Source organism: Actinomadura sp. NPDC049382 (assembly GCF_040677125.1).
Taxonomy (GTDB): Bacteria; Actinomycetota; Actinomycetes; order Streptosporangiales; family Streptosporangiaceae; genus Spirillospora; species Spirillospora geliboluensis.
The window spans coordinates 18,150-34,755 of sequence record NZ_JBFARO010000003.1 but is presented as its reverse complement, the minus strand read 5'-3'; the positions used below and the strand labels follow the sequence as shown (position 1 = coordinate 34,755).

Annotated in this window: 19 protein-coding genes; 14 read left to right on the top strand and 5 right to left on the bottom strand. The window is 72.1% G+C overall.

Annotation, left to right across the window (positions count from 1 at the left end; translation table 11 throughout):
* Positions 1-112: 112 nt before the first annotated feature.
* The gene (locus AB0K34_RS02710; RefSeq protein ID WP_205719129.1) at positions 113-1,066 is read left to right on the top strand and encodes a ferritin family protein; all 954 of its coding nucleotides are present in this window, start codon (positions 113-115) and stop codon (positions 1,064-1,066) included.
* A gap of 57 nt (positions 1,067-1,123) precedes the next feature.
* Here the strand turns inward: AB0K34_RS02710 and hsaA are convergent, their stop codons facing one another.
* Positions 1,124-2,290: a 3-hydroxy-9,10-secoandrosta-1,3,5(10)-triene-9,17-dione monooxygenase oxygenase subunit gene (gene hsaA / locus AB0K34_RS02705; protein ID WP_138635314.1), complete on the bottom strand. Its 1,167-nt coding sequence runs from the start codon at positions 2,288-2,290 to the stop codon at positions 1,124-1,126.
* Between the two features lie 146 nt (positions 2,291-2,436).
* Here hsaA and AB0K34_RS02700 point away from each other — a divergent pair, with 146 nt between their 5' ends.
* Genes AB0K34_RS02700 through AB0K34_RS02685 form a run of 4 tightly spaced genes read left to right on the top strand, consistent with a single transcriptional unit; the run spans position 2,437 to position 5,421 of the window.
* A complete protein-coding gene (locus AB0K34_RS02700; protein WP_138635313.1) occupies positions 2,437-3,603 on the top strand; it encodes a Rieske 2Fe-2S domain-containing protein in 1,167 nt (388 codons plus the stop codon).
* Positions 3,600-3,839 carry a ferredoxin gene (locus AB0K34_RS02695; protein ID WP_138635312.1) on the top strand — a complete coding sequence of 80 codons (240 nt, stop codon included), beginning with the start codon at positions 3,600-3,602 and terminating at the stop codon, positions 3,837-3,839. Before AB0K34_RS02700 ends, AB0K34_RS02695 begins: the two co-directional genes overlap by 4 nt.
* Positions 3,836-4,636, top strand: coding sequence for an SDR family oxidoreductase (locus tag AB0K34_RS02690; protein WP_138635311.1), 801 nt, complete (start codon positions 3,836-3,838; stop codon positions 4,634-4,636). The genes AB0K34_RS02695 and AB0K34_RS02690 overlap by 4 nt, the downstream gene beginning before the upstream one ends.
* Positions 4,633-5,421, top strand: coding sequence for an SDR family NAD(P)-dependent oxidoreductase (locus tag AB0K34_RS02685; RefSeq protein WP_138635310.1), 789 nt, complete (start codon positions 4,633-4,635; stop codon positions 5,419-5,421). Before AB0K34_RS02690 ends, AB0K34_RS02685 begins: the two co-directional genes overlap by 4 nt.
* Here AB0K34_RS02685 and AB0K34_RS02680 read toward each other — a convergent pair.
* A complete protein-coding gene (locus tag AB0K34_RS02680; RefSeq protein WP_171068884.1) occupies positions 5,418-5,855 on the bottom strand; it encodes a MarR family winged helix-turn-helix transcriptional regulator in 438 nt (145 codons plus the stop codon). The genes AB0K34_RS02685 and AB0K34_RS02680 overlap by 4 nt on opposite strands.
* A gap of 49 nt (positions 5,856-5,904) precedes the next feature.
* On the opposite strand from AB0K34_RS02680, the gene AB0K34_RS02675 reads away from it, so the two are divergent.
* The gene (locus AB0K34_RS02675; protein WP_364544868.1) at positions 5,905-6,738 is read left to right on the top strand and encodes an alpha/beta hydrolase; all 834 of its coding nucleotides are present in this window, start codon (positions 5,905-5,907) and stop codon (positions 6,736-6,738) included.
* Between the two features lie 3 nt (positions 6,739-6,741).
* On the opposite strand, the gene AB0K34_RS02670 is transcribed toward AB0K34_RS02675, so the two are convergent.
* A complete protein-coding gene (locus AB0K34_RS02670; RefSeq protein WP_301174699.1) occupies positions 6,742-7,338 on the bottom strand; it encodes a TetR family transcriptional regulator in 597 nt (198 codons plus the stop codon).
* 25 nt (positions 7,339-7,363) lie between these two features.
* On the opposite strand from AB0K34_RS02670, the gene AB0K34_RS02665 reads away from it, so the two are divergent.
* From AB0K34_RS02665 to AB0K34_RS02655, 3 genes are read left to right on the top strand one after another with little or no spacing between them, the layout of a single operon-like run.
* Entirely contained in the window at positions 7,364-7,498 is a 135-nt protein-coding gene (locus AB0K34_RS02665; RefSeq protein ID WP_364544864.1) for a hypothetical protein, read from the top strand.
* Positions 7,495-7,917 (top strand): nuclear transport factor 2 family protein, encoded by a 423-nt coding sequence (locus AB0K34_RS02660; protein WP_138635306.1) that lies wholly within the window; start codon positions 7,495-7,497, stop codon positions 7,915-7,917. The genes AB0K34_RS02665 and AB0K34_RS02660 overlap by 4 nt, the downstream gene beginning before the upstream one ends.
* A gap of 57 nt (positions 7,918-7,974) precedes the next feature.
* Positions 7,975-8,886 (top strand): NADP-dependent oxidoreductase, encoded by a 912-nt coding sequence (locus tag AB0K34_RS02655; RefSeq protein WP_364544862.1) that lies wholly within the window; start codon positions 7,975-7,977, stop codon positions 8,884-8,886.
* Positions 8,887-8,906: 20 nt separating this feature from the next.
* On the opposite strand, the gene AB0K34_RS02650 is transcribed toward AB0K34_RS02655, so the two are convergent.
* Both AB0K34_RS02650 and AB0K34_RS02645 read right to left on the bottom strand, forming a co-directional pair.
* Complete coding sequence (locus AB0K34_RS02650) at positions 8,907-9,113, bottom strand: hypothetical protein (RefSeq protein WP_364544859.1); 207 nt, start codon at positions 9,111-9,113, stop codon at positions 8,907-8,909.
* 234 nt (positions 9,114-9,347) lie between these two features.
* The gene (locus AB0K34_RS02645) at positions 9,348-10,937 is read right to left on the bottom strand and encodes an AMP-binding protein (RefSeq protein WP_364544857.1); all 1,590 of its coding nucleotides are present in this window, start codon (positions 10,935-10,937) and stop codon (positions 9,348-9,350) included.
* A gap of 128 nt (positions 10,938-11,065) precedes the next feature.
* Here AB0K34_RS02645 and AB0K34_RS02640 point away from each other — a divergent pair, with 128 nt between their 5' ends.
* Genes AB0K34_RS02640 through AB0K34_RS02620 form a run of 5 tightly spaced genes read left to right on the top strand, consistent with a single transcriptional unit; the run spans position 11,066 to position 16,605 of the window.
* Complete coding sequence (locus AB0K34_RS02640) at positions 11,066-12,673, top strand: ABC transporter substrate-binding protein (protein WP_364544854.1); 1,608 nt, start codon at positions 11,066-11,068, stop codon at positions 12,671-12,673.
* Between the two features lie 3 nt (positions 12,674-12,676).
* Positions 12,677-13,630 (top strand): ABC transporter permease, encoded by a 954-nt coding sequence (locus AB0K34_RS02635; RefSeq protein WP_364544851.1) that lies wholly within the window; start codon positions 12,677-12,679, stop codon positions 13,628-13,630.
* A complete protein-coding gene (locus AB0K34_RS02630; RefSeq protein ID WP_138635302.1) occupies positions 13,623-14,660 on the top strand; it encodes an ABC transporter permease in 1,038 nt (345 codons plus the stop codon). Before AB0K34_RS02635 ends, AB0K34_RS02630 begins: the two co-directional genes overlap by 8 nt.
* An 8-nt stretch (positions 14,661-14,668) precedes the next feature.
* Positions 14,669-15,643: an ABC transporter ATP-binding protein gene (locus tag AB0K34_RS02625; protein WP_138635301.1), complete on the top strand. Its 975-nt coding sequence runs from the start codon at positions 14,669-14,671 to the stop codon at positions 15,641-15,643.
* Positions 15,643-16,605 carry an oligopeptide/dipeptide ABC transporter ATP-binding protein gene (locus AB0K34_RS02620; protein ID WP_364544846.1) on the top strand — a complete coding sequence of 321 codons (963 nt, stop codon included), beginning with the start codon at positions 15,643-15,645 and terminating at the stop codon, positions 16,603-16,605. The genes AB0K34_RS02625 and AB0K34_RS02620 overlap by 1 nt, the downstream gene beginning before the upstream one ends.
* The last annotated feature ends 1 nt before the right edge of the window (position 16,606 follow it).

Here is a 16,606-nt window from a genome sequence, read left to right as displayed (position 1 = left end):
CGATCCTCCTCGGGTAGCGCGGGCGACCGGCACCGGTAACACAATGTGGTCGAACGCATTCACTGTGTATGCGGTGGTCTGCCGTCGCGCACACGATCGAGGAGGACCGAGCATGACCACATCGGGGCTCACCCGGACCTGCGCCGGCGTCGCCTGCGCGGCGGCGGTACTGATCGGGACGGCGCTCCCGCCGGAAGTGGCGTCCGCCGCGGAGAACCACCCCAAGACCCGGCAGAACACGCTCACCGCGATGCACGGTGAGGCCATGGCGCACGCGAGCTACCACTTCTACGCCGGACAGGCCGGTCACGAGCATCTGGGCGAGCCGCGCCGCCTGTTCACCGACGCCGCGCGTACCGAACTCCACGACCACTTCACCAAGGAGGCGCGCCTCATCCACTTCGTCCACGGTGACGCGGCGAACCTGCGCGAGAGCATCAAGGGCGAGCGGGAGGAGGCGACGCGCATGTACCCGCGCTTCGCCCGCGAGGCGCGGGCGGACGGGGACCACGACGCGGCCCGCCTGTTCACCGAGATCGCCGGCGACGAGCGGCGGCACGCCCGCGATTTCGCGAAGGCGCTCAACGCGATCACGCACCACGGCGGGCACATCCCCGCCGGGCAGAAGGCCGACCCCGTCCGGGTCGTCGCGGGCCGGCCGAAGGTCCGGTCGAAGCGGACGCTGCGCAACCTGGAGACCGCGATGCGCGGCGAGGCGTTCGCGAACGCGAAGTACACCCTGTACGCCGAGCACGCGAAGGCCCGCAACCCGAAGCTGGCCCGGCTGTTCCAGCGCGCCGCCGCGGTGGAGCTGACCGAGCACTTCGCCGGCGAGGCCGTACTCGCCGGGTTCGTCCACAACACCGCGGACAACCTGCGCCGGAGCATCGCCGGGGAGACCTACGAGGCCACGAAGATGTATCCGGGCTTCGCCCGCACCGCGCGGGCCGAGGGCGACCGGAAGGCCGCGCGGCTCTTCACGGAGATCGCCGGGGACGAGGCCGCGCACGCGCGGGCGTTCAAGCGGGCGCTCCGGCACCTGCACGACCGGCGCGGCGGCTCCTGACCCGCCTCTCCCTAACGGGCGTCCGGCGCACGCCGCCACCGGTGGCGTGCGCCGGATCTAGACCAGGTTGTCCTCGACCTTGAGGCCGAAGACGCCGCGGCCCCACATGGACAGGGCGTGCTCGACGTCGTTGGCCACGTGGACGCTGCCGGCGTGGGCGTCCCGCCAGGCGCGCTCGATGACGTTGCCGCGGTGCAGCGAGTTGCCGCCGGCGGTCTTGAACAGGATGTCGATCGCCTCGATCGCGCGCTCGGTGCCGCGGACCTGGTCGCGGCGGGCGCGCAGCCGCAGCTCCATCGGGATCTTCTCGTTGCGGGCCGCGTACTCGTGGATCTCCCGGACGTTCCGGTCGGTCTGCAGGATCGCGGCGTCGATCTCCGACGCGGCGCGCGCGACCGCGACCTGGGCATGCGGGTCCTCGACGAAGCGGCCGCCGCCGAGGCTGAGCCGGATACGGTCGCGCATCCTCGCCACGTAGTGGTCGTGGCAGCCGGCCGCCATGCCGATCACGCTGGCCGCGACGGTGCTGGTGAAGATCGTCCCGAACGGCATCCGGTACAGCGGGCCGGTGTTGACCTTGCGGCCCGGGTTGCGCAGCTGCGCCTGCTCGAAGTTGCGCATGGCCCGGTGGGACGGCACGAACGCCCGCTCCACCACGATGTCGTCGCTGGCGGTGCCGCGCAGGCCCATCGAGTCCCAGACCTCGCGGATCTCGTAGTCCTGCTTCGGGACGAGCACCGTCATGAAGTCGACCGGGCGGCCCTCCGCGCCGACGACGAGCGCGCCGAGCAGCGCCCACGAGACGAACTCGACGCCGGACGAGAACGACCAGCGGCCGGTCAGCTCGTAGCCGCCGTCGACCGGGGTGAGCCGGCCGATCGGCGCGTAGGACGAGGAGACGAGGGTGTCGGGCCCGGCCCCCCACACCTCGCGCTGCGCCTCGTCGGCGAACAGGCCGAGGTGCCAGGAGTGGACGCCGAGGATCGCGGCGACCCAGCCGGTCGACCCGCACGCGCCGGAGATCTCCCGGACCACCTCGTAGAAGGCCACCGGGTCGCCCTCGGCGCCGCCGTACCGGGCGGGCTGCAGCATCCGGAACACCCCGGCGGCGGTCAGCTCGCGGATCGTCTCGGCGGGGATGCCCCCCTTCTCGTCCACGGACCGGGCCCGCTCGGCGATGCCCGGCAGCAGCTCGCGCACGGCGTCCAGGACCTCGTTGCTCATCCCTGCTCCCGTCTTCCTGATACGGCTTCTGCAGGAGACCATGCTGCCGTGCCGCCGCGAGGGCGGGCGTCCCGGCCACCGGGACTCACCGGCCGGGACGGTGACCTGCGACCTAACGTTCGATTTACCCAGCCATCGCCGAAGGGATGATCCACGTGACCGCAACCGAGTCGGACGCCGTCCGCGCCATCGAGGCGGAGGCGATCTCCCGCCGTTTCGCCCGGGGATGGCACTGCCTCGGGCTGGCCGAGACCTTCAAGGACGGCAAGCCCCACACGGTCCACGCGTTCGGCCAGAAGCTCGTCGTGTTCACCGGTGAGGACGGGAAGACCAACGTCCTGGACGGCTACTGCCGGCACATGGGCGGCGACCTGTCCCAGGGCACCGTCAAGGGCAACGAGATCGCCTGCCCCTTCCACGACTGGCGCTGGGGCGGCGACGGGCGCTGCAAGAAGATCCCGTACTCGCGCCGCGTCCCGCTGCGCGCCCGCACCGCCGCGTGGCCGACGATGGAGCAGGACAAGCTGCTGTTCGTCTGGAACGACCCGGAGGGCAACCAGCCCCCGGCGGACGTCACGATCCCGGTGATCGAGGGCGCGACCCGCGACGACTGGACCGACTGGCGCTGGACGGAGCAGGTGGTCCACACCAACGCCCGCGAGGTCATCGACAACGTGGTCGACATGGCCCACTTCTTCTACATCCACCAGTCGTTCCCGACGTACTTCAAGAACATCTTCGAGGGCCAGACCGCCACGCAGATCATGAAGGGCGTGACCCGGGAGGACTCCCGCCGCAGGCGCGAGGGCTCCGGCGGCGGCGGGCCGCGGATGCTCGGCAACACCTCCGTGGCGTCCTACCACGGCCCCTCCTTCATGATCGACGAGCTGACGTACCACTACGAGGGGTACGACCTGAACTCGGTCCTGATCAACTGCCACTACCCGATCGACGAGAACTCGTTCTCGCTGCACTCGGGGATCATCGTCCAGCACAGCGACGCCCTCCCGCCGGAGGCGGCCGAGGCGACCGCGCAGAAGCTGTCGGAGTTCATCCTGATCGGCTTCCAGCAGGACGTCGAGATCTGGAAGAACAAGACCCGCATCGACAACCCGCTGCTGTGCGAGGAGGACGGCCCCGTCTACCAGCTGCGCCGCTGGTACGAGCAGTTCTACGTGGACGTCGCCGACGTCAAGCCGGAGATGACCGACCGGTTCGAGTTCGAGATCGACACGACCCGTCCGGTGGAGTCGTGGAAGAAGGAGGTCGAGGAGAACCTCGCGCGCCTGGACGCCGAGGGGGCCTCGGCGTGACGACACGCCAGGACGAGCGCCTCCTGGACGGCCCGCTGGTGCCCGTCTCCTGCCGCCGCTGCGCCGCCGAGGTGCTGGTGCGCAAGTCGAGCTGGGAGCAGACGAGCATCCAGTGGAACGCCGCCGCGCGGGCCGCGTGCGTGAACCTCGCCGAGGACCCGCACGAGACCTGCCCGGCGCTGCGCTCGGCGATCCAGGAGGCGGCGCTGACCGGCGCCGTCCAGGTGGTCGAGTGACCGGACGGCTGGCCGGCCGCGTCGCGGTCGTGACGGGCGCGGGCGACGGCATCGGACGCGGCGTGGCGCGCCGCTTCGCCGCCGAGGGCGCCCGCGTCCTGGTGGCGGAGCTGAACGCCGGCAGCGGCGCGGCGGTGGCGCGCGAGCTGGCCGCGGAGTTCGGCGCCGAGGCGCGGTTCGTCCGGACGGACGTGACCGACAAGGCGCAGGTCCACGGCATGGTCGCGGCGGCCGTCGAGGCGTGGGGCTCGGTCGACGTCCTGGTCAACAACGCCTGGGGCGCCGGCACGGTGAGCCGCGTCGAGACCAAGACCGACGAGCAGCTCGCCCGCGGCTTCGCGATGGGCTACTACGGCCCGCTGTGGGCGATGCAGGCCGCGTTCCCCCACATGAAGGCGCGCGGGTGGGGGCGCGTCATCAACATGTGCTCGCTGAACGGGGTCAACGCCCACATGGGGACCCTGGAGTACAACTCGGCCAAGGAGGCCCTCCGGACGCTGACGCGCACGGCCGCCCGCGAGTGGGCGCCGACGGGCGTCGTCGTCAACGCGATCTGCCCGGGCGCCAAGAGCGCGGCGTTCCGGCGGATGGCGTCCGAGCACCCGGAGATCGAGGCCGCGGCCGACCGCGCCAACCCGATGGGCCGCCTCGGCGACCCGGAGACCGACATCGCACCGGTGGCGGTGTTCCTCGCGTCCGAGGACGCCCGCTACCTGACCGGCAACACCCTGTTCGCGGACGGCGGCGCGCACGTCAACGGCGTCGCCTGGACCCCGGACCTGGACGGAGAGCAATGATCGACACCTATGGCCCGTGGGCCGTCATCGCCGGCGGCTCGGAGGGGGTCGGCGCCGCGTTCGCACACCGCCTCGCCGACGCGGGCCTGAACCTCGTGCTGATCGCCCGCAAGCCGGGCCCGCTGGCGGAGACCGCCGCCGCGGTCCGGGCGAAGGGGGTGGAGGTCCGCACGGTGGAGCTGGACCTGATCTCCCCCGACCCGCTGAAGAAGGTCCGCGAGGTCACCGACGGCCTGGACGTCGGCCTGATGATCTTCAACGCGGGCGCGAACAGCTACGGCCACGAGTTCGTCACCGGCGACCTGGAGCGCTTCCAGGGCGTCATCGACCTGAACATCACCGCGCAGCTCGCGTTCACCCACCACTTCGGCGCCCTGATGAAGGAGCGGGGCCGCGGCGGCCTGCTGCTCGTCGGCTCCCTCGCCGGGTACATGGGGCAGGCGCAGATCAGCATCTACTCCGCCGTCAAGGCGTTCGGCCGCGTCTTCGCCGAGGGCCTGTGGCTGGAGATGCGCGAGCACGGGGTGGACGTCCTGGAGCTCGTCCTCGGCGTGACCCGCACCCCGGCGATGGAACGCGCCGGCCTCAACATGGACATGCCGGGCCTGAACGTCGCCGAGCCCGACGACATCGCCCGCGAGGGCCTGGAGCACCTGAAGGACGGCCCGGTCTGGGTCGCGGGCGGCAACTACGAGGCGGCGCGGAAGCGGGCGGGCTTCCCCCGCGACCGCAAGGTCCTCGGCGCCCACGAGGCGATGAAGCGGATGCTGCCCGACCCGTCCTAACCACCTTCGACGTGCGCCTCGTAGAGGCGTTTGAGCAGCCGGTTCAGCTGCAGGCGGTCATCGCGGCCCAGGGGTTCCAGGAAGTCCTCCTGCTCCTGGGCCGCTCTGCTCGCGAGGTCCCGGACGAGGGCCGTCCCCTCCTCGGTGAGCGCGATGAGGCGGCGCCGGCGGTCGGTGGCGTCGGTCCGGCGCTCGATGAGGCGCCTGCGGGACAGCGGGTCGAGGACGGCGACGATGTTGCGCGCGTCCACGGCGACGAGTTCGGCGAGTCGCCGCTGGCCCGTCGAGCCGCGTTCGTCGAGGGTGAAGAGGACCGCGTACTGGCCTTGCGTCAGGTCATGGGCGGCCAGGAAGGCCGTCCATGAGCGGGCCGTGAGCGACCCCACGCGGGCCAGCAGGAACCCGGTTCCACGTTCGTAGCGAGGGCCGTCCACGGCGTCCATCATATTCGACATGATGCATGTGCTCTGATAGACATGAATCATGTCTATTATCTCGGTGGACGGCCGGTCGCTGCATGTCGAGGAGTCGGGAGACCCGTCCGGGCGGCCCTACCTGTTCCTGCACGGCTGGCCCGAGTCGTGGCGGACGTGGAAGCCCCTGATGGACGCCGCCCCGCCCGACGCGCGCGTCATCGCCCTCGACCTGCCCGGCATCGGCGGCTCGACGGGCGGCGCGGACGGGTCGAAGGCGGGGCTGGCGTCCGTGGTGCACGCCCTGGTCGAGCAACTGTCCCTGACCGATCTCACACTGGTCGGGCACGACGCCGGGGGAATGGTCGCCTACGCGTACCTGCGCCGGTATCCCGTGGCCCGCGCGGTCATCATGAACACGGTGATCCCCGGGGTCGACCCGTGGAGCGACGTCCTGCGGAACCCGTACATCTGGCACTTCGGGCTGAACTCGGTCCCCTCCCTGCCCGAGACCCTCGTGCGCGGGCGGCAGGCCGAGTACTTCGACTACTTCTACGACGTGCTGTCGGTGGACCCGTCCAGGATCACCCCCGAGTCGCGCGCCGCCCACGTCGCCGCCTACGAGAGCGACACCGCGCTGACGGCCGGTTTCGACCTCTACCGGACCTTCGCAAAGGACGCCGGGGACAACGCCGCGCTCACCGAGCCGACCACGACACCCGTCCTCTACCTGCGAGGCGACGGCGAGCACGGCGCCATGCCGGGCTACGCGGCCGGCTTCCGCAAGGCCGGAATCGAGAACCTGACGACCGCGATCATCGAGGACGCGGGCCATTTCGCCCAGGAGGAGCAGCCGGACCAGGTGTGGGCGCTCATCGCCGCCTTCGCCGGCGGGCCGGAGTGAGGGTCAGCCCCGCCGCAGCCCGGCCATGATCGCTCGGAGCACGCCGGCCGCCTCGTCCCGGGCCCGGGCCGGGTCGGGGGCGGCCCCGGCGGTCATGGCCGCCTCGCACAGCGCGCTGAACAGCAGGCGCGTGAGCATGTCGATCGCGTCGACCGCGAGTTCGCCGGCCGCCGCCAGATCCTTCAGGAGCGCGCGGACGGCGGACAGCCCCAGTTCCGCGTCGAGCTCCCGGCACCGTTCGACGCCCAGCGCCGCCGGGGCCTGCTGCAGCAGGGAGCGGTGCGCGGCATCGGCGACCGTCCCGTCCATGTAGGCGTCCAGGGCGGCCATGAGCCGCTCCCACGGGGTGTCGTGCCGGGCCGCCGCCGCGACGACCGCCTCCACCAGCCGGTGCTGGCCCTCGGTGAACACCGCCTCGAACAGGTGGGCCTTGTCGGTGAAGTGGTAGTACACCGACCCCTTGCCGACGCGCGCCGCGTCGGCGACGTCGTCGATCGTGGCGGTCGCGAAGCCCCGCTCGGTGAACAGCTCCCGCGCGGCCTGGAGCACCGCGCCCCGGGTGAGTTCCCTGTATTCGGCACGGCGGCTCTTGACGGACATGCCGACCAGATTACAGTCTTCGACCATGAGTCAGTTTTCGACTGTCAGTCATGAAGAGCTGGAGACGGTCGCGGGCTCCGGCACGTTCGTCCCGCACGACCGGCCCGACCGGCTCACCGGACTGCTCGCCGGCTTCCTCTCGCGAAGGGCGGCCCGATGACGCCGGACGAGTTCCCCGCCGTCTTCGCCGAGGGCTGGGCGCTGCCCAAGCCGGACGCGTTCCTCGGCCATTTCCGGCCGCTCATCCACGGCGAGGCGGTCTTCACCCAGCCGATGTTCCCCGACGCGCACGGGCTCGCCGAGGTCGAGCGCATGTTCCGGCGGCTGTTCGCCCTGTTCCCCGACATGGACCTGACCGTCCGGACCAGCGCGGTGCAGGGCGGCACCGTGTTCATCGAGTCGGACTGCGCCGCGACCCTCGGGCGAAAGCCCGTCCGTTTTCGGGTCTGCGACCGGTTCGCGCTCGCCGACGGGACGATCCGGGCCCGCGCCTCCTACTCCGATCCGCTTCCCGTCCTGCTCACCGGTATCCGCCGCCCGTCCTGCTGGCCGCGACTGCTCCGCTCCCGCACGGCTTGACCTCAAGGTTGCTTGAGGTCTTAGCGTCGTCCCTGATCACTGATGAAGGGGGACGTCATGAAGGCGATGGGATTCGACGAGCCGGGCGGGCCGGACGTGCTGAGGCCGCTGGAGCTGCCGGCGCCCGAGCCGGGACCGGGCGAGGTGCGGGTCCGGGTGCGGGCCGCCGGGGTGCAGCCCTACGACCTGGCCATCCGGGAGGGATGGACGCCGCCCGGGACGCCGGAGGGCTTTCCGCGCGTCCCCGGCAACGAGTTCGCGGGCGTGGTGGACGAGGTGGGCGCGGGCGTCGCCACCGTCCGGCCGGGCGAGGAGGTGCTGGGCTTCTGCCGTCTCACCGCCTACGCCGAGTACGTCGTCGTCCCGGCCGACGCGGTGACGGCCAAGCCCGCGAGCATGCCGTGGGACGTGGCGGGCGGCTTCCCGGCCGCCGTCATGACTCCGCACATCGCGCTGGAGGAGATGGCGATCGGGGAGGGCGACACCCTGCTCGTCCACGCCGCGGCGGGCGGTGTCGGGACGGTCGCCGTCCAGCTCGCCCGCATCGCCGGCGCGACGGTCATCGGGACCGCCCGCGAGGCCAACCACGACTACCTCCGCTCGCTCGGCGCGATCCCCGTCACCTACGGGGACGGGCTGGAGGAGCGCGTGCGCGCCCTGGCGCCGGACGGCGCGGACGCCGCCCTGGACGGCGCCGGCGGCGATGCCCTGGACGTGTCGCTCGACCTGGTCAAGGACCGGACCCGCATCTTCACGCTGGTCGACCACGCGCGCGCCGCCGACCTCGGCGTGCGGACGATCCCGCCCACGAAGCGGTCGGTGCTCCGCATCGCCGAGGCCGCGCGCTTCTACGACGAGGGCCGCCTGCGCATCCACGTGCGGGCGTCCTTCCCGCTGGAGCGTGCCGCCGACGCGCACCGCGAGGTCGCCACCGGCCACGGCCGCGGCAAGGTCGTCCTGCTGACCTGACCGGCGGCACAGGTCCGTGGTCAGCCGTCGTCCTCGACACGGGTCATGCCGAACCGGCCGGACGCCTCCAGGTCGCGGTAGGCGGCCACCTCGCGGCGCCGCGTGTTCTCAAGCGAGCCGACGGTCGCCGGCAGCGTGGCGTCCTCGTCCTGGACGAGCGCGGAGCAGCGGTCGAGGAACTCCGTCCAGGTCGGGGTCCTCGTTGACGGCGCGGTAGCCGAGGGCATCGATCGGTCTCGTGGATCGCCCTCAGGCCCTCGGCCAGGCCGGCGCCGAGTTCCGCGACCGCCGAAGCGGAGAACGCACCGTGCTCGGTGACGAGCCAGGGCGGATCGGCGTCGGCGCGGGCGTCCACCACCTGCACTGTGTGGACGCCGCCGACGCGGCGCACCGCCGCGACCCCCCCGCGAACCGCCGCTTCCACAAGGGCGGGCGGATGTCCGCCGGACGGGAGGGGCCTCTCAGGTCAGTTCGTAGGTGCCGTCGCGGTACTCGTAGACGGGGTCGGGGGTGTTCCAGGCCGCGTCGCGGAGGGTGCGTTTGATGACCTTGTTGGTGGGGGTGCGGGGCAGGGCGTCCACGAGGCGGATGTAGCGGGGCGTCCACTTCGTGCCCAGGTCCGGTTGGGCCGCCAGGAAGGCGGTAAAGGACGCGGGGTCGAAGGCGCGGCCCTCGGCGAGCGTCACGGCGGCCATCACCTGGTCGCCCACGTGCGCGTCCGGGACGGCGTAGACGGCGACGTCGGTGAAGGGCTCGTAGCGGGCCAGGAGGCGTTCGACGGGGGCGGCGGCGAAGTTCTCGCCGTCCACGCGCAGCCATTCGTCGTCGCGGCCGGCGAAGTACCAGTAGCCGTCCTCGTCGCGGTAGGCGAGGTCGCCCGACCAGGTCCAGCCGTTGCGGACGCGCCGCGCCGTCGCCTCCGGGTTGTTGTAGTAGCCCTCGAACTTGCCGGCGCCGTTGGTGTCGACGATCTCGCCGATGGCCTCCGCGGCGTTGAGCAGCGTGCCGTTCTCGTCGAACTTGGCGCGCGGGCATTCCTGGAGCGTGTCCGGGTCGATGACGAGGGTCCCGACCTCGGCGACGCCCAGCGAGCCCCGGGGCGTGCCCGGGACGCGGTTCAGCCGGATCTCGCCCTCGCTGGACCCGTAGGAGTCGATGACCCTGCAGCCGAAGCGGCGCGCGAACTCGGCGATGTCGCGCTCGTTCGCCTCGTTGCCGAACGCGATGCGCAGCGGGTTGTCGGCGTCGTCCGGCCGCTCCGGGGTGGCCAGGATGTAGTTGAGGGGCTTGCCGACGTAGTTGAAGAACGTGACGCCGTGGCGGCGGACGTCCGGCAGGAAGCCCGAGGCGGAGAACTTGCGGCGCAGCACGATGCGGCCGCCCGTCGCGACGGCGGGCGCGATCCCGGCCATCAGGGCGTTCGAGTGGAACATCGGCATGACGACGTAGAAGACGTCGTCGCGGGTGAGCGCGCGGCGGTCGCGCTGCTGGACGGCGATCCGGCCGAGCCTGCCCTGCGAGCAGATGACGGCCTTGGGCGCCGAGGTCGTGCCGGAGGTGAAGACCAGCGAGAAGATCGTCTCCGGGGAGACGGTGACGGGCGGCGCGGGCTCGGCGGCGGCCAGGGCGTCGCGGTAGCCGGGGGTGTCGACGGTGAGCGTCCGAATGTCGGCGAGGCCGTCCAGCAGTGGCGCGCGGGACGTCTCGGTGACCAGCAGCCCGCAGTCGGTGTGCGCGATGTCGCGGGCCAGTTCGGCGCCCCGGCGGGTCGGGTTCAGCTCGACGACCGGGATCCCGGCGAGCGCCAGGCCGAGCAGCCAGAACAGGTGCTCGGGGCCGTTCTCCAGGAACAGCCCGGCGTGGCCGCGCAGCCCGCGGACGAGCCCCGCGCGGCGCCGGGACTCGGCGACGACCTCACGCCACGTCCAGGACGCGTCCTCGAAGGCCAGGGCCGTGCGGTCGTCGCCGGCGCGGGCCGCGACCAGCTCCGCGAACGCGGTCTCGCGGCCCGGGCGGTCGTCGCCCAGGACGGCGGTCTTCTCCTGTTCCACGCCGACCACGGTGGCCACCGCGGGCACCGACTGTGATCCAGATCCCACTCAGCGGGACCGGGGGTGCACCCGATGCGGACTGCCCTGTTTATGTCGTTCCGGCCCGACATAAAGGCAGCAGGAGGACCGTGAAGACTTCCGGGAAGAGCCGCCGCGCCGCCGGGCTCCTCGCCGTCGCGGTGATGGCGTCGGCGTGCGCGTGGCAGAGCGGCGGCGAGGGCCGGGACGCCGGCGCCGGGAAGCCCGCCGAGTACAGGGTCGGCATGATCGGCGACGCCGGGGGCGGGCGGCCCGCCGAGGGCGGCACGATGACGTTCGCGGCCTACGCCGAGGCCGGGCTGCTCGACCCCGCCGAGACGATCGTCGCGGGATCGACGGGCGGCGTCGAGATGGCCGCCATCTACGACGTGCTCATGCGCTGGGACGGCAAGACCGGCGAACTCCACCCGCAACTCGCCAAGGACCTGAAGGCGAACGGCGACGCCACCGAGTTCACGCTCAGCCTCCGCGACGGTGTCACGTTCAGCGACGGGACGCCGCTGGACGCGCAGGCCGTCAAGTGGAGCATCGAGCGCTACGTCAAGAAGGGCGCCGACGAAGCGGCGCTCTGGAAGAACAACGTCACGGCCGTCGAGACCCCCGACGACCTGACCGTGGTGTTCAAGCTCGCCCACAAGTGGCCGACGTTCCCGTTCATGCTCACCACCGGGCCCGGGATGATCGTCGCGAAGTCGTCCGACGCGAAGGGGAAGTTCACCCCGGTCGGCGCGGGCGCGTTCACGTTCGAGAGCTACAAGCCGAAGGAAGAGACCGTCCTGAAGGCGCGGGCCGGCTACTGGGACGGCAAGCCGCACCTGGACCGCGTCCGGATGGTCTACGTCGACGACCCGAACGCCGCGCTGGACACGCTGAACACCGAGCGGATCCAGTCGGCGTTCCTGCGGGACCCGGTCGTCGTCCAGAAGGCGCTGAAGGACGGCAAGCACGGCTACCTGAGCATGGTCGCGCTCGGCAACGTCGCCGTCATCAACGCGACCCCCGGCCATCCGGGCGCCGACCCGCGCGTCCGCAAGGCCATGCACTACGCCATGCAGCCCGAGGTCATCTACCGGCGCGCCTACCCCGGGACGGGCCTCGCGAGCAACGCGCTCTTCCCCGAGTTCTCCGTCTGGCACACCGGCGTCAAGCCGCTCCCCTACGACCCGGACAAGGCCCGCGAGCTGCTCAAGCAGGCGAAGGCGGACGGCTACGACGGCAAGGTCACCTGGCTGGACGCGCAGGACCCCGCGTCCCGCACGACGGCCCTCGCCGCCAAGGCGATGCTGGAGAACGTCGGCTTCGACGTCGAACTCGACCTGGTCCGCTCGATCGCCGACCAGATCACGAAGGTGTCGGTCCGCAAGAGCTACGACGTGTCCGGCTGGGGCATCAGCTGGCGCGAGGCGGGCCCGTTCGGGCGCATGTACGCGACGCTGCACGGCAAGGGCAACCTCACGGTCGGGATGCCGACGACGCCGAAGATGTCCGCGCTGATCGAGGAACTGCGGGGCGCCGCGTCGCTGGAGGACCAGCGCGCCGTCATGGGCCGCGTCCAGGAGCAGTGGAACGAGGACGTCCCCGCGCTGGTGTTCGGCCCGCAACCCGAACTCGTCGCCTGGACGGACGACGTCCACGGCGTCGTCGGCACCGTCAACAGCATGGTCCTGCTCGATGACGCGTGGATAGCGAAGGGCTAGAAGATGGCGCGTGATCTTGTGCGGCGGCTCGTCGAGCTGGTGCTGGTCCTGCTGATCGTGAGCATGGGCACGTTCGCGCTGGTGGACCTGATGCCGGGCGACCCCGCGGTGGTGGTGCTCGGCGAAGGCCACACGGCGGCGGAGTACGCGGCGCAGCGGGAGGCGATGGGGCTGACCGACCCGCTGCCCGTCCGGTACGGGACGTGGCTCGGGGACGCGCTGACCGGCGACCTCGGCACCTCGTTCGTCCCGCCGAACAGCGAGGTCGCCGACCGGGTCGCGGCGGCGCTGCCGGTGAGCGCCGAGCTGGCGGTCCTCGCGATGCTGATGGCGCTGCTGCTGGCGGTGCCGCTGGCGATGTGGTCGGCGTACCGGGCCGGCGGCCTGGTCGACCGGATCGTCAGCGCCGGGACGTTCGGGATCCTGTCGGTGCCGAGCTTCCTCGCCGGCATGCTGCTGATCGCGCTGTTCGCCGAGCGGCTCGGCTGGTTCCCCCGGCTGGAGTGGGCGCGGCTCGGCGACGGGATCGGCGACAACCTCTACCACGCGTTCCTCCCGGCGCTGACGATCGCGCTGATGGAGACGGCGACGTTCACCCGCGTGCTGCGCGGCGACCTCATCACGACGCTGCAGGAGGACTTCATCCTGTCGGCGAAGGCGAAGGGGATGACGCCGGTCCACGTGCTGGTCAGGGACGCGCTGCGCCCCTCGTCGTTCTCGCTGATCACGCTGATGGGGATCAGCCTGGGCCGGCTCATCGGCAGCACGGTGATCGTGGAGTACCTGTTCGCGCTGCCCGGCATGGGCACGCTGATCATCGGCGCGGCGGACGCCGGCGACGTGCCGATGGTGCAGGGCGCGGTGCTCGTGATCGCGCTGATCTACGTGCTGGTGAACGCGCTGATCGATCTGTCCTACGGCCGGCTCGACCCACGAATCAGGCGGGCACATGTCTGACATCTCCGTAGCGCCGGCCGCGTCGCGGCCGGCGGGCCGCTGGTGGGGCGGGGCCCTGGCCGCCGCAGGGCTCGCCGTGTTCGGGCTGTCGGTGACGGTCCTCGCGGGCGACGGCTGGACGCAGGCCGCCGCGGTCGTCGCGGGCCTCGCCGCCGCCTACGCCGGCCTGAACGCGGCCGGGCGGGACCTGTTCGGCGCCTCCTTCGACCTCATGTTCTGGCTGTGCGCGGTGTGGCTCGTCCTGCTGGTCGGGGCGGCGGTCCTGGCGCCGGCGCTGCCGCTCGGCGAGCACCAGGACATCGTCAAGACGCTCGGGACGCCCGGCATGGCCGTCCCCGACCTGTCCACCTCGCACCCGCTCGGCACCAACAACTTCGGCCTCGACCAGCTGTCCCGCGTCGTGTACGGGGCGCGGTCGTCGCTCGTGGTGTCGCTCGGCGCGGTCGCGATCGGCATCGTCGTCGGCGGGACGGTCGGGATCGTCGCCGGCTACTTCGGGCGCGCCACCGACGCGGGCGTCGGGGTGCTGACGAACGCGCTGCTCGCCGTGCCGCCGCTGATCCTGCTCATCGCGCTCGGCACCGTGCTGGAGCCGAACCTGCGCAACATCTCCGTCGCGCTGTCGCTGCTGGCGATCCCCAGCATGATCCGGATGGCGCGGGCGAGCACGCTGGCGTTCGCGCAGCGCGAGTTCGTCACGGCGGCGGAGGCGATCGGCGCCTCCCGGTGGCGGATCATGACGCGGGAGCTGCTGCCGAACGTGCTGCTGCCGCTCGCGTCCTACGGCATGGTGATGGTGTCGGTGCTGATCGTCGCCGAGGCGTCGCTGAGCTTCCTCGGCCTCGGCGTCCAGCCGCCCGCGCCGTCCTGGGGCAACATGATCGCCGAGGGCGAGGAGAACGACGCCTTCACCCGGTACCCGCACATCGTGCTGGTGCCCGGCATCACGCTCTTCCTGACCGTCTTCGCGTTCAACCTCATCGGCGAGAAGGCCCGCAAGCGCTGGGACCCCCGCCAGGCGAAGCTCTAGGAGCGGTTATGAACGACAGCCCCCTTCTCACGGTCGAGGACCTGCGCACCGAGATCCGCACCGCCCGGGGCCCGCTCAAGGCGGTGGACGGCGTGTCCTTCACCGTCCGCCCCGGAGAGATGTTCGGCATCGTCGGCGAGTCGGGCTCCGGCAAGTCGGTGCTCGGCCGGACCGTCATGGGCCTCTACACCTCCGGGCCGACGATGACGGTGTCGGGCAAGGTCGTGCTCGCGGGCAAGGACGTGCACGCGCTCTCGGCCGCCGGGCGCCGGCGGCTGTGGCGGTCGGAGGTCGGCATGGTCTTCCAGGACCCGTCGACCGCGCTCAACCCCGTCAAGAAGGTCGGCCGGCACCTCACCGAGGGCATGCGGGGCCTGTCCCGCGCCGCCGCCCGCGACCGGGCCGAGGAGCTGCTGCGGCTGGTCGGCATCCCCGAGCCGCGCCGCCGCCTCGGCCAGTACCCGCACGAGCTGTCCGGCGGCATGCGGCAGCGCGTCGTGATCGCGGTCGCGCTGGCCGGCGAGCCGTCGCTGCTGATAGCGGACGAGCCGACGACCGCGCTGGACGTCACCGTGCAGAAGCAGATCCTCGACCTGCTCGGCCGGCTCCAGGCCGAGCTCGGCACGGCGATCGTGCTGATCAGCCACAACCTCGCGGTCGTCGCCGGGCGCGCCGACCGGGTCGCGGTGATGTACGCGGGACGGCTCGCGGAGCTGGCCCCGGCCGAGGCGCTGTTCGGCGGCCCCCGCCACCCCTACACCGAGGCGCTGCTGGCGTCCGTGCCGCGCCTCGCCGACCCGCCGCACTCCCCGCTCCAGGCGATCGACGGCGCCCCGCCGAACATGGCGGCGCCGCCGCCCGGCTGCCGGTTCGCGCCCCGCTGCCGGTACGCGACGGCGGCCTGCGACACGGCCCCCGACCTCGTCGCGGACGGCGGCCACGCCGTCGCCTGCCACCACCCCGTCAGCATCGGAGGCGCCTGATGGCCGGCACCGGAACCACCCACCTGCGCGACGGCGAGCGCGTCCTGTCCGTCGAGGACCTCGTCGTCGAGTTCCCGGCGGGACGCGGCCGGACCGTGCACGCCGTCTCCGGCATCAGCTTCGACCTGCTGGACGGCGAGACGCTCGGCATCCTCGGCGAGTCGGGCTGCGGCAAGTCCAGCGCGGGCCGCGCCGTGATGCAGCTCCCGCCGCCCACCGCCGGCTCGGTGAAGCTGAACGGCACCGAGCTGACCGGCCTCGGCCGCGCCGCGCTGCGCGAGCGCCGCCGCCGCATGCAGATGATCCTGCAGAACCCGGTCGCCGCGCTGAACCCGCGCCGCAAGGTCGCCGACCTCGTCGCCGAGGGGCCCGTCGTGTGGGGCGGCAAGCCGGACCGGGCCGCGATCGAGGCAGCGCTGGAGGCGGTCGGCCTCGACCCGGCGACCGTATGGGACCGCCGTCCGCACGAGCTGTCCGGCGGCCAGTGCCAGCGCGTCTGCATCGCCCGCGCGCTGCTGCTCGACCCGCAGGTGCTGATCTGCGACGAGCCGGTGTCCAGCCTGGACGTGTCGGTGCAGGCGCAGATCCTCAACCTGCTGGAGGCGACGCGGGAGCGGCTCGGCCTCAGCATGATCTTCATCGCACACGACCTCGCCGTGGTGAAGAACGTCAGCGACCGGATCATGGTGATGTACCTGGGGAAGGTGTGCGAGGTCGTCCCGTCGGGCGCGCTGGCCGGGTCGGCGCTGCACCCCTACACGCGACTGCTCCTCGCCTCGGTACCGGACGCCCCACAGGACGCGGCGGAGCAGGAGCAGTCGGAACTACCGTCCCCGATCGATCCCCCGAGCGGCTGCCGCTTCCGCACCCGCTGCCCCCTCGCCACCGACCGCTGCGCCGAGGAAGAACCGAAACTACGCCAAACCGCCGACGGCCACCACGTGGCCTGCCACCTGGTCTAAC